Source organism: Methylobacterium sp. Leaf89, from assembly GCF_001422215.1.
Taxonomy (GTDB): domain Bacteria; phylum Pseudomonadota; class Alphaproteobacteria; order Rhizobiales; family Beijerinckiaceae; genus Methylobacterium.
In genome coordinates this window covers 49276-71380 of sequence record NZ_LMML01000013.1, presented here as the reverse complement: position 1 = coordinate 71380, position 22105 = coordinate 49276, and the positions used below count along the sequence as shown (strand labels likewise).

The window sequence follows — 22105 nt, the reverse complement described above, 5'->3', positions numbered from 1 at the left end:
AACGGAAGATCGCGAAGGCCGGCACCGTAGGGAGGGCGACCCGGAGGGTCAACGCGGATCGATCGACTGGCATCCGGCCCTGGAAACGCGGTCGAAACCGTGTGCGGTCTGACGGCGCTCCGCCGGATTCCAGTCCCGAGCGTCTCATGCCGCGCCCGTGTCCCCTCGGGCTTGCCGTGCTGTCGCACCTGACGCCCTCCCCCCTCCCGGCCGGAGCTGCGTCGACGCGAACCTCGATGCCGGCAGCGGCATTCCGACGGACTCGAGACGGGCACCCGACGGCGGGCGCTGACGGCCGCGATGGCGAGAGGATCCCGCAGGTCCTGCGCCTTCGTTCCCGCCGGGCCGCGCAACGGCGGTGGCGGGCGCAGCGGCCGATGCACCGGCCGCGGGTCTGACGTGTTCCCGGCGCCGTCCGGCTTCACACCATCGCCGCGGGTGTCTGCGAGACACCGTCCCGTTCCGTTGCACGGCCCCGTCCGGCGCACCCGAAAGGCTCCATGTCGGTCCGCTCCATGCCCGCGCGCTCCGTCCCGGCGAGATCGAAGATCACGCGGGCGGCCCGCCCCGCCGAGACGCGCGCCACCCGGCTCCTGTTCCTCATCGTCGGCTTCGGCGTCGCGGCCTGGGCGCCCCTGGTGCCCCTCGTGAAGGCGCGGGCGGGCCTGGATGACGGCCGGCTGGGCCTGCTCCTCCTCTGCCTCGGCATCGGCTCCCTGGCCACCATGCCGGTGGCGGGCGCCCTGGCGGGTCGCTTCGGCACCCGCCCCGTGCTGGCGGTCGCCGTGTTCGTCACCGGAACGGCCCTGATGGTGCTCTCCCGCGCCGCCGGCCTGCCCGTCCTCGCCGCCGCCCTCACCGGCCTCGGCATCGGCCTCGGCCTGCTCGACTGCCTCATGAACCTTCAGGCGGTGGCGGTGGAGCGCCGGGCGGAGCGCCCGATGATGTCGGGCTTCCACGGCCTCTACAGCCTCGGCTGCATCCTGGGGGCCGCCGGCTTCAGCGCGCTCCTGAGCCTCGGCCTGACGCCGGCGGCCGCGACCCTGGGGGTGGTCGCCGGCATGGCGGCCGCCTTCCTCGTGGCCCTGCCCGGCATCCTGCCGGCGGTGGCGGAGGCTCCCGGCGGCCCGGCCTTCGCCCTGCCGCGCGGCCCCGTGCTCGGCATCGGTCTGTTGTGCTTCGTGGTCTTCCTCACGGAGGGCTCGGCCCTCGACTGGAGCGGCGTCTTCCTGATCCAGGAGCGCGGCCTCGATCCGGCCTGGGCCGGCCTCGGCTACGCGGCCTTCTCGCTGACCATGACGGCGGGCCGCCTCACCGGCGACGCCCTCGTGCGCCGGATCGGCCGCCGCCGCATCGTCGTCCTGGGCGCGCTCCTCGCCGCCGCCGGGCTCGGCCTCGCGACGGCGGTGCCGCTCTGGCCGGCGACGCTCCTCGGCTACGCCCTGGTGGGGGCGGGCTGCGCCAACATCGTGCCGGTGCTGTTCACCGCCGCCGGCCGGCAGGAGACCGTGCCCGCCGCCCTCGCGATCCCGGCCGTGACCACGCTGGGCTATGCCGGGGTGCTCGCCGGCCCCGCCGCGATCGGGCTCCTCGCCCATGCCACCAGCCTGACCCTGGCCTTCCTCGCGGTGGCCGCCCTCCTACTCGCGGTCGCGGCCGGTGCCGGGCGCCTGCGCCTCTGAGGGGCGATCACCCGGGGACGGGTTCGGCCAGGGGGGCGGCCAGGAGAAGCGGACGTTGCCGTCGCGCAGGCCGGCGAGCACGACCTCGATGCCGCCCGACCGGATCATCCAGTCGAGGCGATGGTCGCGGTATTCGCGGCGGCGTCCGCCGGAAGTGTAGAGGTCGGGGGCCTCGGCCATCCGGGCGGCGGCCGCGTCGAACTCGGCGAAGGTCGCCGCCACCGCGGGGCGCGCACTCACCCGGGCGTGCCAGCGGGCGAGCGGGGTCCCCGGCGCCGGCCCGAGGCCGTAATGCACCGAGCGGTTGACCATCGGGGCCGCCGCCGCGTCGGCCCAGCCGAAGCCCGCACCGCCGAACCACGCGGCCGCGCCGAGGCGCTCCGACAGCCAGCCCTGGAGCACCGCCGTCTGCGCCGCCGCCTGGGCGCGCAGGTGCGCGGCGAGGTCTCCGGTGGCCCGGCGGAACCACAGCACCTCGCCGAACCCCCAGTTCACCGCCTCGTACTGGGTGTCGCAGACCTCCTCGGTGAGCCGTGCGAAGGCCCGCGCCGCGGGCTCGGCCGGCAGCAGGGGCGGCTCCGGCCAGCGCTCCTCGACGTATTCGAGGATCACCGTGGATTCGAACAGCGTCACGTCCCCGTCGAGGAGCACCGGCACCTCGGTGCGGGGATTGGCGGCCGCGAAGGGCCCCGCGTCCCGTCCCGTGCCGAAGCTCTCGGGAAGCTCCGCCGTGAACGGCACGCCCTTCTCGCGCAGCGCGATCTTGATCTTCTGGGCGTAGGACGAGAGCGGGTGCTCGTAGAGCAGCATGGTGGAAGGCTCCTCGGTGCGCGGGATGCGGCCCGCCTCAACGCCCGGTCGCCTCGGGCAGAGGGCCGGGCTGCGGGATCGGCGCGCCGGTTCCTAGAACGGGCTCACCGGGAAGAACCGCAGGTACAGCTCGGCGTATTTCCCCTCGTCCCAGAGGCGCTGGAGCGCGTCGTCGAGCGCCCGCGACAGGGCCGGGTCGTCGGAGCGGGTGACGAGGCCGATGCCCTCGCCGAAGTAGCGGTTCTCGAGGTAGTCGCCGCCCGTGAAGGCGCAGCAGCCCGTGGCCTCGACGCCGCCGATCCAGAGGGCGAGGTTGAGGCCGTCGGCGAAGACGTAGTCGACCTCGCCCCGGCGCAGGGCGCCCTCGGCGGTGGCGAGGTCGGTGAAGTCCTTGGCGGCGGCCTTGGGGAAGAACGCCTTCAGATAGGCCGCGTGGGCGGTGCCGCCGACCACGCCGACGCTCCGATCCGCCAGGGCGGTCGCCGAGGGGGCGGGGAGGCCCTTGTCGGTGCGGGCGGCGAAGCGGGCCGGCCAGCGGAAATAGGGGCGCGTGGCGAGGAAGCGGGCGCGCAGGGCCGGCGTCAGGGGGATCGCCGCGGCGACCACGTCCCCCTGCCGTTCGGCCAGGGCGTCGAGGAGGGTGTCGAAGCGCCGGGCCTGAACCGTGCAGGTCATGGCCAGGCGCTCGCAGACCGCGCGGGCGAGCTCCACCACGAAGCCGGTGGGCGTGCCGTCGGGGCCGGCGAAGTGCAGGGGCGGGAAGTCGTCGTCGGTGAGGAAGCGGACCGTGCGCGCGCTCGGCTGGGTTTCCATGCGCTCCTGGCGGGCGCGCGGGTTCCAGAAGTTGGGGATCGTCACGCCCTCGGCACGGGCCGCCGGAGCGGGGCCGAGGCCGCACACGGCCGCCGCCAGTGCACAAGCCGCCGCCCGGCCCCGACGCCGCCTTGCCTTTCGGCCGGCAAACGCGGAAGTTGCAATCGTGGCGCGCGGGTTGCGCTTGGAAACGGACTGGCTCACGGCCCTTCCCTAGCACATCCACGGGCCGCCGGGAGGTCGCGTACGGTGTCGCTTCGCGGTTTCAGCACACCCGACGGCCGGACCGCGCCCCTGCTGTCTGACCCCTTGCCGCCCGAACCCCTGCCGCCCGAGATCGCGTTCCTCGCGCGCCAGGGCTTCGATGCGGGCCGCCTGGCGCGGGCCGCCGCTCTGGCGCGAACCTGCGGCACCGATGCCGCCGCGGCCCTGATTCACGCCGACCTGATCACCGAGGAGGCCTATTACCGCGGCCTCGCCGCCGCCCTCGGCGTCCCGTTCCTGGCCGGCGACCTGCGCCTCGGCGAGGGCACCCGGTATCCCGACAGCCTCGTGGCCGGGGTCGCGCCCCTGATGGCCCCGGGGCCCGCCACGGTCCGCGCCCCGCGCGGGGCTGCCATCGCCGCGCTGCTGCGGACGGGTACGCGCGCGGCCATCACCACGCCGCGGGCCCTGCAGGCGGCGGCGTTCGCCGCCAACCCGGTGGGCATCGCGGCGGCCGCCGCCGATACGCTCCAGCGCCACCGGCCCGACTGGGCGCTGGGGGCGGACACGCAGGGGCCGCACCTCGCCATCGCGGGCCTTGTCCTCGGGGCCGTCGGCATTGCCGCGGCGTTCCTCCCCGCCCCCGTGCTAGTCGGCGCCTGGACCCTGATGCAGCTCGGCTTCCTCGTCATGGTCACGGTCCGCATCGCCGCCGTCAGCGTCGAGGCGGACCGGCCGCCCGAGGCGGCGCTGCCGGACACTGCCCTGCCGGTCTACACGGTGCTGGTGGCGCTGCACCGCGAGGCTCCGGTCGTGCCACGGCTCGTGGCGGCCCTGTCGCGCTTCGACTACCCGGCGGCCAAGCTCGACATCAAGCTGGTGATCGAGGCCGACGACCGCGAGACCGACGCGGCCCTGGCGACGGCGGCGCTTCCGGCCCGGTTCGAGATCGTCCGGGTGCCGGCGGGCCTGCCTCGGACCAAGCCGCGCGCCCTCAACGCCGCCCTGCCCCTGGCCCGCGGGGCCTGCCTCGTGGTCTACGACGCCGAGGACGTGCCCGACCCGGGTCAGCTCCGCGCGGCGGCCACCCGCTTCGCCCGCGCCTCCCGCATCACGGCCTGCCTCCAGGGCCGCCTCGTCATCGACAACATGGACGACGGACGCCTGACGCGCTGCTTCGCCATCGAGTACGCCGCCCTCTTCGACGTCCTGATCCCGGCCCTCGCCTCCTGGCGCGTGCCGATTCCCCTCGGGGGCACCTCGACGCATTTTCGCACCGGCGTCCTGCGCGAACTCCACGGCTGGGACGCGTGGAACGTCACCGAGGATGCCGACCTCGGCATCCGCCTGGCGCGGGCGGGCTACCGCGTGGGCGACCTGCGCAGCGACACCCTGGAGGAGGCGCCGCGCGCGGTCCGGCCCTGGCTGCACCAGCGCACCCGCTGGATGAAGGGATTCCTGCAGACCAGCCTCACCCACGCCCACGCCCGCGCCCCCCGCCGGACGCTTCGGCAGCTGGGCCCCCTCGGCACCCTCTGCGCCGTCGCCCTGGTGCCCGGGACGGTGATCTCCGCCCTCGCCTACCCGTTCCTGATGGGCCGGGCGGCCTACGACTTCGCGGCCTTCGCGTGGAACGGGTCCCCGGCCCAGGGCGGGTTCTGGGCGAACCTCCCCACCGGCGCCTCCGTCACCCTGTTCGTCGCCGGCTTGCTCGCGATGCTGCTGCCGGCGGCCCTCGGCTGCGTCCGGCGCGGCTGGTTCGACCTCCTGACCACCGTGCCGGGGATGCCGGTCTACTTCCTGCTCATCAGCCTCGCCGCCTGGTCGGGGCTGTACGAGCTCGTCCGCGCACCGAACCGCTGGAACAAGACCGAGCACGGCCTCGCCCGCACCTCCCGCAGCGGCGCCCTGCGCCCGCAGTGAGGGCGGTCCGGCTCAGCCGAGCTCCAGCGCCGCGAGGGTGTCGGCCACCCGCCGGCGCGCCTCCCCCTCCAGCGGCAGGATCGGCCGCGGCGGCGCCGCGCGGCAGAGGCCGAGAAGATCGGCGCAGGCATAGATCACCCGCAGGCTCGAATAGGTCCGGAACAGGTCCCAGAGCGGCGCGAGCCGGGCGTTCAGGCGCTGCGCCTCGGCGGTGTCGCCGGCCTCGACGGCCCGGACGATCGCCAGGGCGGGCCGCGGGAACAGCCCGGCGACGACGCTGTACCAGGCCTCGCCCCCCGCCAGCAGGGCCGCGAGCGCGTTCCAGTCGCCGCTGTAGCCAAGGGAGAACCCGGCCGGCACCACCGCGCGCAGCGCGCCGAGATGCTCCGCCGCCCCGCCCGGCTCCGGCGCCGGGCTCTTGATCGCGACGATGCCCGGAACCCGGGCGAGGCGGCCGACGAGGGCCGGGGTGAACCGGAAATGGGTGGTGCCCGGATTGTCGTAGAGGCAGAGCGGCAGGCCGGATTCCCGCGCCACCGTCTCGCAATGCACGAAGACCTCATCCTCGGTGAGCGGCGTGTAGGACATCGCCGCCAGGAGCCCGCCCTCGGCCCCGGCGCCCTTGGCGTCCTGGGCCATCCGCACCGCCTCGTCGGTGCGCAGGGCGCCGACCCCGACGAGGACCGGTACGCGGCCCGCCACCGCCGCGACGGCGGCCTCCACGGCCCGGCGGCGCTGGTGGCGCGCCAGGAACGGATAGGCGCCGGTACTGCCCAGCAGGCCGATCGAGCCGACCCCGGCCGCGACCAGGGGCTGCAGGAGAGCCTGCAAGGCGCCGAGGTCCACCTGGCCGTCGGCGTTCGAGGGTGTGATCGGGAAGGCCGACAGGACGGTCATGGTCGCTCCGGGGCGGACGCTTCGGGGAGGCACCGGCTCCCGTCGTCGTCAGGGTCGACGGCCCGGCGCCCCGCGGCGCCACGCGATCCTGACAGCCTCGTGCCTACAGCACCTGCGTACCTAAAGCATCTTGGCGAGCTCGGCCGCCGCCTCCTGGGGCGGGCGGGCGAGATTGAGCGCGTTGAGGAAGCGGTTCTGGCCGTTCATCACGTAGACCAGGGCGGTGTGCTCCATCGTGTAGTCGCCGTCCTTGGTCGGCACCTTGCGGACATAGGCCCGGTAGGCCTTCACCGCCGCGCTCACCTCCTCCGGCGAGCCGGTCAGGCCGACGATGCGCGGGTCGAAGCTCGCCAGGTAGGTCTTCAGGGCCGCGGGCGTGTCGCGCTCGGGATCGACGGCGATGAACAGGGCGCGCACGTCCTGGCCCTTCGGTCCGAGGGCCTGGAGCACGTCGCCGATCTGCTGCAGCGTGGTCGGGCACACGTCGGGGCAGTGGGTGAAGCCGAAGAACACGAGATGCGTCCGGCCCGCATAATCGCGCTCGGTGACGCGCTGCCCGTCCTGGTTGGTCAGGATGAAGGGGCCGCCGACACTGCTCGTCCCGCCCTCCTGGGTCTTGGGCGCCAGCACCACGAAGGCCGCGACGCAGAGCCCCACGAGGCCGATCGCGAAGGCGAGGAGGGGCAGGAGCGTGCGACGCATGGGAACGGCCTTGCGATCCAGGGATGTGGCGGCTTCAGACCACAGGCGCCGCCCCCGGGCAATCCACCAAACCGTCGCCACCAAACGTCGCCCGGCTGGTCCTGCCTCAGATGGCGAGCTTGTCCGGCTCGATCGCGGCGATCGCCGCCTCGGCGTCCCCGCGGCGCAGGGCGTCGCCCACCATGAGAAGCGCCGGACCGTCGAGGCCGGCGGCCTCGACCCGGGTCGCGAGATCCTGGGCCGTGCCCTCCACCACCTGCTGGTTCGGGCGGGTGGCGTTGAAGACGAGAAGGGCCGGAGTCGCGGGGGCGAGGCCCTCGGCGATCGCCCGCTCCAGCAGCACCCCGAGGGTCTTCTTGGGCATGTAGACCACGGTGGTGACGCTCGGATCGGCCAGCGCGCCCCAGTTCAGGTCCTCGGGCAGGGCCCCGCGCCGGTCGTGACCGGTGACGTATTGCAGCCGTCGCGCCGCGTCGCGGTGGGTCAGCGAGACGCAAAGCGAGGCCGCCGCCCCTTGCGCCGCGGAGACACCCGGCACCACGCTGACGGGAATGCCGGCGGCCCGGCAGGCATCGATCTCCTCACCGGCCCGGCCGAACACCAGGGGGTCGCCGGATTTCAGGCGCACCACCTGCTTGCCGGACTTGGCGAGCTGCACCATCAGCGCGTTGATGTCGTCCTGCCGGCAGGACGGGCCGTGCCCAGTCTTGCCCACCAGCATGGTGCGGGCCTCGCGGCGGGCATAGTCGAGGATCTCCGGCGCCACGAGATCGTCGTACAGGATGACGTCGGCGTTGCGCAAAGCGCGCAGGGCCTTGAGGGTGAGGAGCTCGGCGTCCCCCGGGCCGGCGCCGACGAGGGTCACGGCCCCGCCCTTCGGCGCGGCCTCGGTCTGCCCCAGGAGCTCGGCGAGGTCCCGGTCCGTCGGCACCCGGTCGGGCTCCGCGAAGGCCCGATCCGTGAAACGCTCCCAGAAGGCGCGGCGGTCCGAGAAGCCGTGGAAGCGGCTCGTGACCTCCTCGCGCCAGTCGCGGGCGGCGCCGATCCAGGCCTTGAACCCGCGCGGCAGCATGCCCTCGATCCGGGCCCGCACGGTCTGGCCGAAGACCGGGGCGGCGCCCTCTGTCGAGATGCCCACCACCATGGGCGAGCGGTTGACGATGGCGCCGAACTTCACGTCGCAGAGATGGGGCCGGTCGACCGCGTTGACGATGGCGCCGGTCGTCCGGGCGGCGGCCACGAAGGCGATGCAGTCGTCCTCGTCCTCCATGGCGCCGATGCAGAAGGCGGACCCCGAAAGGTCGTCGGCCTGCCACTGGCGCTCGTGCAGGGTGACGGAGCCCGCGACGATCTCGCCCGGCACCGCGCGCAGCTCGTCGCTGGGCTCGGGCGCATAGACGTCCACGTGGGCCCCGGCGGCGGCGAGCAGCTTCACCTTCCAGGGCGCACCGCCATTGGAGCCGGCCAGCACCGCGCGTTTGCCCTGCAGCGGCACGAAGACCGGCAGGACGGCCAAGGGCTCCAGGCCGGCCGGGGCTCCGCCGCGCGTTGATTCGGTGCCGGCGGGCCGGGTTTCACGGGGGATGCGGGGCGTGCTCATGAGGCTCGGAGATGGGTGTCGATTCGGCCGAAAGTGAGCCTATGCGGCGTTGCGCGCAAGCGCCTCGGGCAGCAGCTTGCGGATCTCGGGGATGCACGAGCCGCAATTCGTGCCGGCCTTGCAGGCGGCGCCCACCGCCTCGACGGTGCCGGCCCCCGCGGCGATGGCCCCCGTGATGACGTCGAGGCCGACCCCGTGGCAGGCACAGACGGTGGGACCGGCCGAGGCCGTCTCGGCGCGGCCCGTCAGGAGGGCGCGTCGGGCCGAGGGCGCGGGCTCCGGGTCCGCGAACAGCGCCTTGGCCTCGTCCCAGCCCGGGCGGGCCTCGGCGGGGCCCAGCGCCAGGCAGGCGACGAGGCGGCCGGCCTCGTAGACGGCGCAGCGGTAGCGTCCGCGGGCGTGGTCGGCGTATTCGGCGAGCTCGTGGCCCTGGAACAGGCCGCGCATCATCAGCGCCACGGCGCGGGAGCTCTCCTGCGTGGCGAATTGCAGCCCGGAGCCACCGGCGATCGTGGCCCGCGCCCACCACCAGCCTCCCGGCAGGGTGTGCTCGCCGCGGGTCAGCAGGAAGCCCCGGTTGCGATAGGGCACCGGCGCGAGGCCGACCGGGGTCGCCTTCAGCTCGGGCTGGCCCGAGACCGGATCGGGCACGCCGCGTACCAGGGCGCCGACGCGGGCATCCGAGGCGGTGGCGGCGCTCCAGTGGAAGGCGGCGAACAGGTCGCCGGTCCGCACCGCGTCGGTGACCATCGCCTCCAGGGTCGCGCTGCCGTGCGGCGTGCTGAGGCGGGCGAGGTCCCCGTCCTTCAGACCGAGGGCGGCGGCATCGTCCGGGTGGATCTCCACGAAGGGCACCGCGCGGTGGGCCGAGAGGCGGGGGCTCTTTCCCGTCCGCGTCATCGTGTGCCAGTGGTCGCGGACCCGGCCGGTGTTGAGGACGAGGGGATAGGCCTCGCTCACGCCTTCGGCGAGCGTCGGGGTCTGCACGGCCACGAAGCGGGCGCGCTTGTCGAAGGTGTAGAACTGGCCGTCGGCGAAGAGCCGGGCGCGCGCCTTGCCGCGCTTCGGCAGCGGCCATTGCAGCGGGGCGGTCGTGGCGTAGGCCGCGTCGGCCAGGTCGCTGACGGCCCCGAGGTCGAAGTCGCGGGTGCCGTTGTTCTCGAAGGCCGAGAGGCCGGCGTGCTCCCGGAAGATCGCGGCGGTGCCCGAATAGGCGAAAGCCTCGCCGTGGCCGAGGCGCTTGGCGACGTCGCAGATGATTTGCCAGTCGGCCCGGGCCTCGCCGGGCGGTCTCAGGAAGCTGCGCTGGCGCGAGATCCGGCGCTCGGAATTCGTCACCGTGCCGTCCTTCTCGCCCCAGGCCAGGGCCGGGAGCAGCACGGTCCGGCGTCCCGTCGCCCGGGCGCTGTCGCTGTCGGCCACCGCCTCCGAGACGACGTAGAGGTCGAGGGCCTTCAGGCTCGCGCGGATGCGGTCGGCGCGGGGCATCGACACGATCGGGTTGGTGCCCATCACCCAGAGGGCCTTGATCTTGCCGCGCTCGATCGCCTCGAACAGGGCGACCGCCTTCATGCCCTCGCCCGTGATGATGTTGGGCGCCGACCAGAAGCGGCGGACCCGGTCCACCTCCTCGGGGGTGAAGTGCATGTGGGCGGCCAGCATGTTGGCCAGGCCCCCGACCTCGCGCCCGCCCATGGCGTTGGGCTGGCCGGTGAGGGAGAACGGCCCCGCGCCGGGCAGGCCGATGCGGCCGGTGGCGAGGTGGCAGTTGATGATCGCGTTGCCCTTGTCGGTGCCCTGCGCCGACTGGTTCACCCCCTGCGAGAAGGCGGTGACGACGCGCTTCGTCCGCGCGAAGAGCTCGAAGAACCGGGCCACGTCGGCTTCCGACAGGCCCGTGGCGGCGGCGGTGGCGGGAATCGTCGGCGCGATGGCGCGCGCCCGCTCCAGGGCGCCGTCGAAGCCGCTCGTGTGGTCGAGGACGAAACGGTAGTCCAGGGAGCCGGTGCTGGCGAGGTGCACCAGCAGGCCGGAGAACAGGGCAGTGTCGGTGCCGGCCTTCAGGCCGAGGAAGAGGTCGGCCTCCGCGCCGGTCTGGGTGCGGCGGGGGTCGATCACCACCAGCTTGGTGCCGCGTTTCGCCCGCGCGTCGATCATGCGGCGGAACAGGATCGGGTGGCACCAGGCGGTGTTCGAGCCCACCAGGACGATGAGGTCGGCCTCCTCCAGGTCCTCGTAGCAGCCCGGCACGGTGTCCGAGCCGAAGGCGCGCCGGTGGGCGGCCACCGCGCTCGACATGCACAGGCGCGAGTTGGTGTCGACGTGCGGGGTGCCGAGGAAGCCCTTCGCGAGCTTGTTGGCGACGTAGTAGTCCTCGGTCAGCAACTGGCCCGAGAGGTAGAACGCGATCGCGTCCGGCCCGTGCTTTTCGGCGATCCGGCGCAGGGACCCCGCCACGGTGCCGAGCGCCGATTCCCAGCTCGCCCGGACGCCGTCCACCTGCGGGTGAAGCAGGCGGTTGTCGAGGGAGAGCGTCTCGCCCAGCGCCGAGCCCTTGGAGCAGAGCCGGCCGAAATTGGCCGGGTGCGCGGTGTCGCCGGCGATTCCCGCGCCGCCCTGCCCGTCCGGCGTGGCGACCACCCCGCAGCCGACGCCGCAATAGGGGCAGGTGGTCTTGACAGGGGCGGCCGGTGCCTGGACGTGCGCGGTCATGGCGGAATCCTCGGCGGAGAGCGGGGTCGTGGCGTGGAGCAAGGGTCGGGGGGCGCGGGGCGGGGCCTCGTCCACCCCCTCCGCGCCCGTCCTCCCGCGAGGGGGAGGGGCTGCGCCTCAGTACACGTCGGCCTGGTAGCGGCCGGTCTTCTTGAGGTGGGCGAGGTAGGCCACGGCCTCGTCGGGGTTCTTGCCCCCGAACTGGCCGGCGACGTCGATGATCGCCCGCTCCACGTCCTTGGCCATGCGCTTGGCATCGCCGCAGACGTAGAAATGCGCGCCGCCCTCGAGCCACGTCCACAGCTCCGCGCCGGTCTCGCGCATGCGGTCCTGGACGTAGGTCTTCTCGGCGCCGTCGCGGGACCAGGCCAGCGACAGCCGGGTGAGCACCTTGCGGTCCTTCAGGGCGTTGAGCTCGTCCTTGTAGAAGAAGTCGGAGGCTTGGCGCTGGTGGCCGTAGAACAGCCAGTTGCGCCCCGGCGCTGCCGTCGCGTCGCGCTCGCGCAGGAAGGCGCGGAACGGCGCGATGCCGGTGCCGGGCCCGACCATGATGACGTCCTTCGAGAGATCCTCCGGCAGGGCGAAGCCGTGCGCCTTCTGCAGGTAGACCTTGACCCGCATGCCCTCGGGGATGCGCTCGCCGAGATGGGTCGAGGCCACGCCGAGGCGCAGGCGCGAGCGGTGGCTGTAGCGCACCGCGTCGACGGTGAGCGAGACCCGGCCCGGATCGGCCTTCGGCGAGGACGAAATCGAGTAGAGCCGCGGCTGCAGCTCGTCCAGCGCCTCCAGGAACACCTCCGCGTCGGGGCGCGCGCCGGGGAACTTGTGGAGGGCGCCCAGCACGTCGAGATGGGCGGCGTCGCCGTCCGGGTCCTCGCCGGCGGCCAGCGCCTGCGCCTTCCGGCGGGCCTCGCCCGCGGTGAGCAGCGAGAGGAGCTGGTAAAGCCCGTCCGGCGCGCCGCCCAGGGCGTAGTCGGTCAACAGCCGGTCGCGCAGGGTCTTGGCCCCGATCCGGCGCTCGGGCCGGGCGCCGAGCTCGGCGATCACCGCATCGACCAGGGCCGGGGCGTTGGCGGGGAACAGACCGAGGGAATCGCCGACCACGTAGTCGATCGGGGTGCCGGTGAGGTCGATCTCGACGTGCCAGGTCTCCTTCTCGCCCCCCGGTGCGTTGAGGCGGGTGCGCGAGACGAAGGTCGCCTCCACGGGGTTCTCCCGGCAGTAGCCGAGGGGGCCGAGCGCGGGAGCGGCCTTGGGGGCGGCGTCCTCGGACGTCTTCGGCGCGGCGCCGCCGCCGGCCCCGAACTCCTCCTCGAGCTTCTTCAGCATCCGGAGCGTGTCCTTGCCGCCGGGCTGGCACAGGTTCAGGCGCTCCTCGTTCTTGAGGAAGATCGCGTTGGCGTAGTCGGCGCAGTTGTAGCCGCACTGGCCGCAATCCTGCTGCGCCATGGCGGCCATCAGCTTCTGCGGCTCGGGCCGTTCCTTCGCCATCGCCATCCGCTCGGGCAGCGGCAGCGAGGGATCGTGCCAGGGCGCGTCGTCGTTGTCCGCGAGTTGTTGCGCGCCGCCGGGCGCTTCGCCGGACGCGAGGGCCGTGGCGCCCTCCACCGCGGGGCCGAGCAGGGCGGCGAAGTAGCCCGAGAGCCAGGCGCGCTGGTCCGGGTCGAACGGGGCGGTCTCGGGGATGAGGACCAGGGGGGGCGTGACGTGCTCGCTCATGCGGCGGCCTTCAGGACGGGTTGCTCTTCGGCGATGTGGCGCAGCGACTCGGGGCCGGTGCGGGCGGTGAAGGCCTGGAAGCTCTCCTCCGGGCCGATGCGCCGGGCGAGGTAGCTGCGCAGCAGCGCCTCGATGCGGGCCGGGCAATCCTCGGCCCGCACGGCCTTCCAGATCTCGGTGCCGATCTTCGGGCTGTCGCCGAAGCCGCCGCCGACCACGATGTCGTAGCCCTCGACCGTATCGCCCTCCTCCGAGACCACGACCTTGGCGCCGATGAGCCCGATGTCGCCGATGTAGTGCTGGGCGCAGGAGTGGTGGCAGCCGGTGAGGTGGACGTTCACCGGAACGTCGAGCTCCGTCAGGTTCGCCTCGATGTGGTCGGCGATGACGAGGGCGTGGCCCTTGGTGTCGGAGGCGGCGAACTTGCAGCCGCGGTTGCCCGTGCAGGCGACGAGGCCGGCACGGATGCTCGACGCTTCGGTGGTGAGGCCGAGGGCCGCCACGCGGGCGCGGACCTCCGCCACCCTGGCGTCGGGCACGCCGGAAAACAGGAAATTCTGCCAGACGGTCATGCGGATGGCGCCGTCGCCGCACTCGGACGCGATCGCCGCCAGGGCGCGCATCTCGTCGGTGGTCATCTTGCCGACGGGCAGGATCACGCCGACCCAGTTCAGGCCGTCCTGGACCTGCCGGTGCACGCCCACATGGGCGAAGCGGTCCATGGGCCCGCGCGGGGCGATGTGGGCCGGGTCGACCCGGTCGAGCGTGGTCCCCAGCACCGCCTCGACGGCGGCGAGGTACTTGTCGAAGCCCCAGGCGTCGAGGACGTACTTCATCCGGCTCTTGTTGCGGTTGGTGCGGTCGCCGTTCTGGATGAAGACGCGCAGGATGGCGTCGGCGACCTTGTTGCAATCCTCCGGCCGCAGCACGACGCCGGTGTCGCGGGCGAGGTCCCGGTGGCCCGAGATGCCGCCCAGTACGAGGCGCATCCAGATGCCCGGCGCGACGCTCGCGCCCTCCCCCACCCGCACGGCCTGGAAGCCGATGTCGTTGGTCTCCTCCAGCACCGGCATCACGCCGCCGCCGTCGAAGGCGACGTTGAACTTGCGCGGCAGGCCGAACAGCGAGCGGTCGTTGAGGATGTGGTTGTGCCAGGACTTGGCGAGCGGCCGCGTGTCGAGGAGTTCCTGCGCATCGATGCCGGCCACCGGCGAGCCGGTGACGTTGCGGATATTGTCGGCGCCGGCGCCCCGGGCGGTCAGCCCGAGGTCGATCAGCCCGTCGAGGAAGGGCTGGCCGTGCTCGGGGGCGATCTCGCGGACCTGCAGGTTGGCCCGGGTGGTGACGTGACTGTACCCGCCGCCATGGGCGTCGGCCAGATCCGCGATGCCGGCGAACTGCCAGTGGTGCAGGATGCCGTTGGGGATGCGCAGCCGGCACATGTAGGAATTCTGGGCCGGGGCCACCCAGAACAGCCCGTGGTAGCGCCAGCGGAAATTGTCCTCGGGCTTCGGGGCCTTGCCCGTCTGAGCCTCGGCGATGAGGCGGTTGTGGCCGTCGAAGGGGTTCTCGGCGCGCTTCCACTTCTCCTGCTCGCAGAGCTTGCCGCCGGCCTTCACCGTGGCGTCCTGCGCCTTGATGTGAATCGCGTCGGGGCCGGTGGGCTCGGCCGGGGCGGCGGCGCCCGGCGCGAGCGCCAGGCCGCCGGTCATCCGGGCGGCACTGATGCCGGAGGCGAAGCCTTCGAGATAGCGCTTCTGCTCGGCGTTGAATGCATCGGCCATGGGTAGCCTCCTCACGCTGCGAGGGGTTGGGATGCGGGCGCGGGGCGCCCGAACAGGAGGTCGTCGCGGTGCTCGGCGATCGAGGCGCCGGTGCGGATCAGCTCCTTGCACCAGCCCTGCTCGGCGATGTCGCCGACGAAGACCGCGCCCAGCAGCCGGTCCTCGGCGACGACGAGCTTGCGGTAGAGGCCGAGGCCGGGATCCGACATCAGCACGGTCTCGGCCCCCTCCGGCGCCTCGATCTGGCCGGCGGAGAACACGGGCAGGCCCGAGACCTTGAGGCTGGTGGAGAGGGCGGTGCCGAGATAGGCCGCGTCCTCGCCCATGAGGTGGCGGCTCAGGGCCTCGGCCTGCTCGTAGGCGGGCTCCACGAGGCCATAGACCTGGCCCCGGTGCTCGGCGCACTCCCCCAGCGCGGAGATGCGGGCATCCGACGACTGCATCCGATCGTCCACCAGGATGCCGCGCGCGGTCGCGATCCCGGCATTCTGTGCCAGCGCCACGTTGGGCCGCACGCCCACCGACATCACCACGAGGTCGGCCGGCAGCACGGTGCCGTCGGACAGGATCAGGCGCTCGACCCGGCCCTCCCCCTCGACCGACGCGGTGTCGGCCTTGAGGAGCACCCTGACGCCGCGCGCCTCCATGGCCCGCTTCACCAGGCCGGCGGCGGCGTGGTCGAGCTGGCGCTCCATCAGCCGGTCCATGACGTGCAGGAGCGTGGTGTCGACGCCGAGCCGCGCAAGGCCGACGGCGGCTTCCAGGCCGAGGAGCCCGCCGCCGATCACGATGGCCCGGGCGTGCTCCACCGCCGCCCGGCGGATGGCGGCCACGTCCGCGAGGTCGCGGAAGGTCAGCACGCCGGGCAGGTCCATGCCGGGCTTGGCCAACCGGATCGGCAGGGAGCCCACCGCGAGCACGAGCCGGTCGAAGGGCAGGACGTGGGTCTCGCCGACGATCACGAGGCCGTTCTCGCGGTCGACCGCGGTCACCGGCGCGCCGGTGATCAGGCGGATGCCGTGATCGGCGTACCAGTCGAGGCCCCGAAAGGCGCAACCGGCCTCGTCGACCTCGCCGCCCAGCAGCGAGGAGAGCAGCACGCGGTTGTAGGCCGCCTGCGGCTCCGCCCCGACGACGGTGACGTCGTACAGGCCCGGCGCCCGCTCGGTCAGGCGCTCCAGGAAGCGCAACGACGCCATGCCGTTGCCGATCACCACCAGCCGTTCCCGCATCGCTCGCGATCCGTCCGTCAGGCCGCGATGGCGGGCTTGGCGTGGCGCGCGTAGAGGAATTCCAGCACCTCGGCGCGGGCGTGGGTGTAGGTCGCGTCCTCCACGAGATCGAGGCGGCGGCGCGGCCGCTCGAGGTCGACGGTCAGGATCTCGCCCACCGTGGCCGAGGGGCCGTTGGTCATCATCACGATGCGGTCGGAGAGGAGCACCGCCTCGTCGACGTCGTGGGTGATCATGATCACGGCGTTCTTCAGCCGGGCATGGATGTCCATCAGCGAGTCCTGGAGATGGGCGCGGGTGAGCGCGTCCAGGGCCCCGAAGGGCTCGTCGAGGAGCAGCACCTTCGGCTCCATGGCGAGGGCGCGGGCGATGCCGACGCGCTGCTTCATGCCGCCCGAGATCTCGCTCGGGCGCCGGTCGGCGGCGTGGGTCATGTTCACCAGCGCCAGGTTGTGGTCGATCCAGGCGTTGCGCTCGGCCTTCGACTTCTTGCCCTTGAAGACCTTGTCGACGGCGAGCGCCACGTTCTCGCGCACGGTGAGCCAGGGCAGGAGCGAGTGGTTCTGGAACACCACGGCCCGGTCCGGGCCGGGGCTGTTCACCTCCTTGCCTTCGAGGAGCACGCCGCCGGTGGAGGCCTTGAGCAGGCCGGCCACGATGTTGAGCACCGTCGACTTGCCGCAGCCCGAATGCCCGATCAGCGAGACGAACTCGCCCTTGTCGATCTTCACGCTGACGTCGCGCAGGACCTCGTTGGTGCGGCCCGCGCGGGTGAAGCTGATGCCGACGTTCTCGATGCTGAGATAGCTCATGGGAATCCCTCCTCAGGCCGTCGCGGTGCCGCGGGTGACCAGGGTGCCGACGAAGGCGACGAAGCGGTCGAGGATGAAGCCGATGATCCCGACATAGACGAGGGCAACGATGATCTCGGAGATGTGGGAGGAGTTCCACGCGTCCCAGATGAAGAAGCCGATGCCGACGCCGCCGATGAGCATCTCGGCCGCCACGATGGCGAGCCAGGACAGGCCGACGCCGATGCGCAGGCCGGTGAAGATGTAGGGGGCCGCCGAGGGCAGCATGATCTTGGCGAAGAACTCCAGCGGGTTCAGGCGCAGCACCGCCGCCACGTTGCGGTAGTCCTGCGGGATGTTCCGGATGCCCACCGCCGTGTTGATGATGATCGGCCAGATCGACGTGATGAAGATCACGAAGATCGCGGAGGGCTGTCCGTCCCGGAACGCGGCGAGCGACAGCGGGAGCCAGGCCAGCGGCGGGATCGTGCGCAGGACCTGGAAGATCGGGTCGAGGCCGCGCATGGCCCATTCCGACTGCCCGATCAGGGTGCCGGTGAGGATGCCCACGACGGTGGCCAGGGCGAAGCCGAGGGCGACGCGCTGGATGCTGGCGGAGATGTGCCAGAACAGACCCTTGTCGGTACCGCCGTTGTCGTAGAACGGGTGGGCGATGATGTCCCAGGCCTCGGTGACGACGCGCGACGGCGGCGGCAGGCCGGCGCCGGGGCGCGAGCACAGCATCTCCCAGATCACCAGGAACGCGATCAGCACCACGACCGGCGGGATCAGGTTCTTGGCGATGGTGTTCAGGGTGGCCATCGTGACGAGGGGCGCCCGCTTCGGCTTGGCCGGCGCGGCGGCGGCGCTGGCCGCGAGGGTGGTGGTGTTGGCCATCACGCGATCCTCTTGATGCCGAGGCTGGACAGGTAGGCGGCGGGATCGGCCGGATCGAAGACCTTGCCGTCGAAGAAGGTCTCCTTTCCGCGGGAGGTGGAGGCCGGGATCGCGGTGACGCCGAGGGCCTTGGCCGCCTCGCGCCAGAGGTCTTCGCGGTTCACCTTGGCGATCAGCGCCTTGGTGTCGGTCTGCGCGTCGAACTTGCCCCAGCGGATGTCCTCGGTGAGGAACCAGAGGTCGTGCGACTGGTAGGGATACGAGGCGTTGTCGTTCCAGAACTTCATCACGAAGGGGCTGTTCTCGACAACGCGGCCGTCGCCGTAATCGATCGTGCCCTTGATGCGGCCGGCGACGTCCGAGACCGGGACGTTCATCCACTGGCGTTTGGCCGCGATGGCGGCGACCTCGTCCTTGTTCTCGGGCCGGTCGCACCAGGCCTGCGCTTCCAGCACCGCCATCAGCAAAGCCTTGGTGGCGTTCGGGTACTTCTCCGTGAAGGAGGCCCGCATGGCGAAGGCCTTCTCGGGGTGGTCCTTCCAGAGCTCGCCGGTGGTGAGCGCGGTGTAGCCGAGGCCCTGCTGCACCAGCTGGGCGTTCCACGGCTCGCCGACGCAGAAGCAGTCCATCGTGCCGACCTTCATGTTCGCCACCATCTGGGGCGGCGGCACGACGATGGTCTCGATGTCCTTGTCCGGGTCGATGCCGCCGGCGGCCATCCAGTAGCGGATCCAGAGGTCGTGGGTGCCGCCCGGGAAGGTCATGGCCGCCTTGACCGACTTGCCGGAGGCCTTCTTCTTCTCGATCGCCGCCTTGAACACCTTCGCGTCCAGGGCGACCTTTTGGTCGAGGTATTCCTTGGCGACCGAGATGCACTGGCCGTTGGTGTTGAGCCGGGCCAGGATCTGCATCGGCACGGGCACGTTGTTCTGCGTCACCCGTCCGGCCGAGATCAGGTAGGGCATCGGCGTCAGGATGTGGGCGCCGTCGATGCCGTTGCCTTCGGAGCCGAGGACGAGGTTGTCGCGGGTGGTGCCCCAGCTCGCCTGCTTGAGCACCTCGACGTCGGGCATGCCGTGCTTGGCGAAGAAGCCCTTCTCCTTGGCCACGAAGAGCGGGCTCGCGTCAGTGAGCGCGATGAACCCGAGCTTGGCGCCCTTCACCTCGGGGCCGGCCCCCTGCGCGAAGGCGCCCCCCGGCAGGGCCGTGCGGGCGAGGGCCGCCAGGGACAGCGTCGCGGCGGCCCCCTTCAGGAGGTCACGGCGGTTGTTGCGGACACCGTCAGTCATCGAACCCGAAACCCTCGCAATCATGGACATCCGCCAAAGAAAAAGCCGCCGACCAAGCACATCCATCGAACGCACGATCGGCGTTCCGTGGGGGACTCGGGTCAGCGGCTCTGCCGACGGATAAGGCTCGTCATCGTTGGCGAGCCCCCGATGCTCTGCACGGGGCGTGCCAAGTCTGGTGCGGCCGCCGGACCATTGCGATGCCGGGCATCCCGGATGCGCTCCAACCGGTTCCGATCAAAGGTCTTTGTCAGAAACGTCTCAGCGGCCGCCTTCGGTTTCGGAGCCCGTGCGGATGCGAGAAACCAGGCCGGACCGCGAGATCGGCCGCCCGGTCTGCCTGCCTGCGCGCCACGCGCTGCGCTGCACAATCCGCGGGCACCCTGCCGATGCCCGCGGCAGCGGCCTCTCAGCCGGCGGCCGCGTACAGGTCGGGCCGGTAGATCGCCCGGGCACGGGCGGACAGGGCGGGGGTGGGCGTGATCTGACCGGCCTGTCCCATCTGGTCGAGGAGCCAGTCGGCCTGGTCGGGAACCGGCCGCTCGGCCGCGGCGCCGAACACGACAAAGCGCGACGCGGGCCGCTCGGTCCCGTCCGGATCGACCACCACGGTGCCGGCCAGGGCCCGGCGGACGAGGCCCGGATCGATGCCGAGATGGCTCGGATGGGCGAGCAGGCTCGCCAGCTCGCCCCGGTTCTCGGCCGCCGCGCACCAGCGCCCGGCCCGACGCACCGCGCGGACCAGGGCCGCACTCGTCTCCGCCGCATAGGCTGGCAGCGCCAGCACCTTTTCCGGGCAGTCCGGGGCCAGTTCGCAGCCGAGGGCGACGATGCGGCCGTATCCCTCGGCCACCGACACGCTGTTCCAGGGGCTGCCGGCGCAGAACCCGTCGATCTGCCCGGAGCGCAGGGCCTGGGCGATCCAGGGCGGCGGGATCACCACCAGCCGGGTCGCGGCGTCGAGGTCGAGCCCGCCGCGGGCCGCGAACATCCGGAGCTGGTAGGTGTGGCACGAGAAGGGGTGCACGGTGCCCAGCGTCAGGGGTCGACCCTGTGTGACCCGCACGCGTGCGACACGGGAAAACGCGCGTGCCATCGAGTCGAGATCGTCGGCCTCCGGCGCCATCTCTGCCCAGAGCGGGCGCGAGACCGTGACCGCGTTGCCGTTGAGGCTGAGCCCGAGGGGCACCACCAGGTCGGTCTCGGGCCCGCTGATGCCGAGGGCGCTGGCGAGGGCGAGGGGCGCCAGCATGTGCGCGCCGTCGAGGTGCCCGAGCGCCAGCTTGTCCCGGAGCGTCGCCCAGGAGGGCTCACTGACGAGGTCCACTGCCAGGCCTTCGGCGGCGGTGAAGCCCCCCTCCACGGCGGCGATCAGGGGCGCCGCGTCGATGAGCGGCACGTATCCGAGAGCGAGTCTCATCGGGGCAGGCCTCTCATCCCAGGAGATCCGCCGCGGTCACGATGGCGCGGGCGATGTCGGCGATTTTCCGCTTCTCGTTCATGGCCTTGCGCCGCATCGTCCGGTAGGCCTCCTCCTCCGAGAGGCCCTTGGCCGTCATCAGGATACCCTTGGCCCGCTCGATGAGCTTGCGGTCGGCGAGCTCGCCCCGCGCCTCCGACAATTCGCGTTGCAGCCGCGCGAAGGCGTTGAAGCGCAGGATCGCCACGTCGAGGATCGAGCGGATGCGCTGCGGCTGCAATCCGTCGACGACGTAGGCGGAAATGCCCGCATCCATCGCCGCCTGCATCATCGGCACGTCCGAGCGGTCGACGAACATCGCCACCGGCCGCTCCACGTGTCGGGACAGGCCCGACATCTGCTCCAGGATGTCCCGGCTCGGGCTCTCCAGGTGGATCACGACCACGTCCGGGTTCAGGGCCGCCACCCGGGCCGGCAGGTCGGCGGTGTCGGGCAGGACCACGACGCGGGTGAAGCCCGCCGCCATGAGGCCCTCCTCGAGGATCGCGGCGCGGGCACGGCTCGGGTCGATCACGGCGACGGTCAGGGTCGGCTCGGTCATCGGTGTCCGGGGACGCGAATCGGGGTTGGGGCGGTCCCGGCAGGTCGCATGCCGGTCGAGGGGATGACAAGGCACATGACGCTGTGGGCGCGGGCGTGGCGTTCGGAAGGCGGGGAACAGGGGGGTCATCACCGGAAAGGCAAGCCGCATGCCCGGCGAAACATTACCGTTTGGAGAGGAAACAGCCCAGGTTCCGCCGCAAACGGCCCGGCTAATGGCGCTGGCGATCGGACCGGTTGCTGAAACGCACAGCGAGGTGCCCCGGATGTCAGGCTGCACGCCCCCCGATCAGACGGCGTTCGAATCGGGTTCCGCGCGTGGCGTGACGCCGCCCCTCCTGCCGACGCTGGCCATGGCGGTGATCCTCGGGGCAGCCTCCTATCTCTGCCACGAGCCGGCCCCTGTGGCACCGGCCTCAGTTCCGGCGACAGCGGTGGCTGCCGCACCGGAGGCGACGGCGGTGGCGCCCTTCATCCCGGCCCCTCTTGCCTTCCAGTCCCAGTTCCCACTGGTCATCGTCGCCCAGGCCGAGCCCGCCGCCCAAGCCCACAGGACCGCGCCTCGGCCTGCCCGCCTCGCCGCTCCGCGCGGGTTCGAGCATCCGCGCCTTGCAGCCGCCAAGGTCGCGCCGACCACCGACAAGGCGCCGCAGGTTTCCGAGAGGGCACCGCAGGCCCCAGCGAGACCGCCGCAGGTTCGCGAGAAGGCCCTGCCCTTCGCGGCCGAGGCCGAGGTCTCGCATGCCGCCGCCGAGGGGGACGAGGGCGTGCTGCCCGGGATCGGCCTGCCTGACGCGACCTTGCCCGACCTCGCCCTGCCGTTCGCGCCGACGATCCGCGCGGTGACCCAGGCGAGCGCCGCTGCCGGTGCCTTCATGGGCGTCAAGACCGCCGCCGCCGGTACTTTCGTGAGCGACCAGGGCGCGGCCCTCGGCGCGGAGACCGCAACCCTCGGTGCCGCCGTCTCCGGTTGGATCGGGCGCCTCCGCTGAACGCTTTCGAAGCGGTGGCGGGCCAGCAAAAGCGCCCC

Annotated in this window: 17 protein-coding genes; 3 read left to right on the top strand and 14 right to left on the bottom strand. The window is 72.5% G+C overall.

Annotation, left to right across the window (positions count from 1 at the left end):
• Positions 1-500 precede the first annotated feature (500 nt).
• Positions 501-1682, top strand: a complete 1182-nt coding sequence (locus tag ASF18_RS07980) for an MFS transporter (protein WP_156649714.1) — start codon at positions 501-503, stop codon at positions 1680-1682.
• On the opposite strand, the gene ASF18_RS07975 is transcribed toward ASF18_RS07980, so the two are convergent.
• Together ASF18_RS07975 and ASF18_RS07970 are read right to left on the bottom strand one after the other, a co-directional pair.
• Positions 1641-2492 carry a glutathione S-transferase family protein gene (locus tag ASF18_RS07975; RefSeq protein WP_082487223.1) on the bottom strand — a complete coding sequence of 284 codons (852 nt, stop codon included), beginning with the start codon at positions 2490-2492 and terminating at the stop codon, positions 1641-1643. The two genes, ASF18_RS07980 and ASF18_RS07975, sit on opposite strands and share 42 nt — an antisense overlap.
• 93 nt (positions 2493-2585) lie before the next feature.
• Positions 2586-3404 (bottom strand): transporter substrate-binding domain-containing protein, encoded by an 819-nt coding sequence (locus tag ASF18_RS07970; protein ID WP_056350686.1) that lies wholly within the window; start codon positions 3402-3404, stop codon positions 2586-2588.
• A 150-nt stretch (positions 3405-3554) separates the two neighbouring features.
• On the opposite strand from ASF18_RS07970, the gene ASF18_RS07965 reads away from it, so the two are divergent.
• Entirely contained in the window at positions 3555-5432 is a 1878-nt protein-coding gene (locus ASF18_RS07965) for a glycosyltransferase family 2 protein (protein WP_244472626.1), read from the top strand.
• A gap of 12 nt (positions 5433-5444) precedes the next feature.
• On the opposite strand, the gene ASF18_RS07960 is transcribed toward ASF18_RS07965, so the two are convergent.
• The 12 genes from ASF18_RS07960 to ASF18_RS07905 all read right to left on the bottom strand — a co-directional run bounded on the left by ASF18_RS07960 (position 5445) and on the right by ASF18_RS07905 (position 21076).
• Positions 5445-6329, bottom strand: a complete 885-nt coding sequence (locus ASF18_RS07960; RefSeq protein WP_056350662.1) for a dihydrodipicolinate synthase family protein — start codon at positions 6327-6329, stop codon at positions 5445-5447.
• Positions 6330-6449: 120 nt separating this feature from the next.
• The gene (locus ASF18_RS07955) at positions 6450-7031 is read right to left on the bottom strand and encodes an SCO family protein (protein WP_056271995.1); all 582 of its coding nucleotides are present in this window, start codon (positions 7029-7031) and stop codon (positions 6450-6452) included.
• Between the two features lie 106 nt (positions 7032-7137).
• Positions 7138-8631, bottom strand: coding sequence for a siroheme synthase CysG (gene cysG, locus ASF18_RS07950; RefSeq protein ID WP_056350660.1), 1494 nt, complete (start codon positions 8629-8631; stop codon positions 7138-7140).
• A 39-nt stretch (positions 8632-8670) separates the two neighbouring features.
• Complete coding sequence (locus ASF18_RS07945; protein WP_056350683.1) at positions 8671-11343, bottom strand: nitrate reductase; 2673 nt, start codon at positions 11341-11343, stop codon at positions 8671-8673.
• A gap of 117 nt (positions 11344-11460) precedes the next feature.
• Positions 11461-13062, bottom strand: a complete 1602-nt coding sequence (locus ASF18_RS07940) for a sulfite reductase subunit alpha (RefSeq protein WP_056350657.1) — start codon at positions 13060-13062, stop codon at positions 11461-11463.
• Positions 13059-14846, bottom strand: a complete 1788-nt coding sequence (locus tag ASF18_RS07935; protein WP_056350656.1) for a NirA family protein — start codon at positions 14844-14846, stop codon at positions 13059-13061. The genes ASF18_RS07940 and ASF18_RS07935 overlap by 4 nt, the downstream gene beginning before the upstream one ends.
• A gap of 11 nt (positions 14847-14857) precedes the next feature.
• Entirely contained in the window at positions 14858-16078 is a 1221-nt protein-coding gene (locus ASF18_RS07930) for an FAD-dependent oxidoreductase (protein ID WP_056350654.1), read from the bottom strand.
• Positions 16079-16095: 17 nt separating this feature from the next.
• Positions 16096-16890 (bottom strand): ABC transporter ATP-binding protein, encoded by a 795-nt coding sequence (locus ASF18_RS07925; RefSeq protein ID WP_056272007.1) that lies wholly within the window; start codon positions 16888-16890, stop codon positions 16096-16098.
• Positions 16891-16902: 12 nt separating this feature from the next.
• A complete protein-coding gene (gene ntrB / locus ASF18_RS07920) occupies positions 16903-17766 on the bottom strand; it encodes a nitrate ABC transporter permease (protein WP_056213565.1) in 864 nt (287 codons plus the stop codon).
• The gene (locus ASF18_RS07915; protein ID WP_056213563.1) at positions 17766-19055 is read right to left on the bottom strand and encodes a CmpA/NrtA family ABC transporter substrate-binding protein; all 1290 of its coding nucleotides are present in this window, start codon (positions 19053-19055) and stop codon (positions 17766-17768) included. Before ASF18_RS07915 ends, ntrB begins: the two co-directional genes overlap by 1 nt.
• Before the next feature lie 409 nt (positions 19056-19464).
• Positions 19465-20475, bottom strand: coding sequence for a CmpA/NrtA family ABC transporter substrate-binding protein (locus ASF18_RS07910; protein WP_056350651.1), 1011 nt, complete (start codon positions 20473-20475; stop codon positions 19465-19467).
• A gap of 13 nt (positions 20476-20488) precedes the next feature.
• Complete coding sequence (locus ASF18_RS07905; protein WP_056213559.1) at positions 20489-21076, bottom strand: ANTAR domain-containing protein; 588 nt, start codon at positions 21074-21076, stop codon at positions 20489-20491.
• A gap of 322 nt (positions 21077-21398) precedes the next feature.
• Here ASF18_RS07905 and ASF18_RS07900 point away from each other — a divergent pair, with 322 nt between their 5' ends.
• A complete protein-coding gene (locus ASF18_RS07900; RefSeq protein ID WP_156649712.1) occupies positions 21399-22067 on the top strand; it encodes a hypothetical protein in 669 nt (222 codons plus the stop codon).
• The last annotated feature ends 38 nt before the right edge of the window (positions 22068-22105 follow it).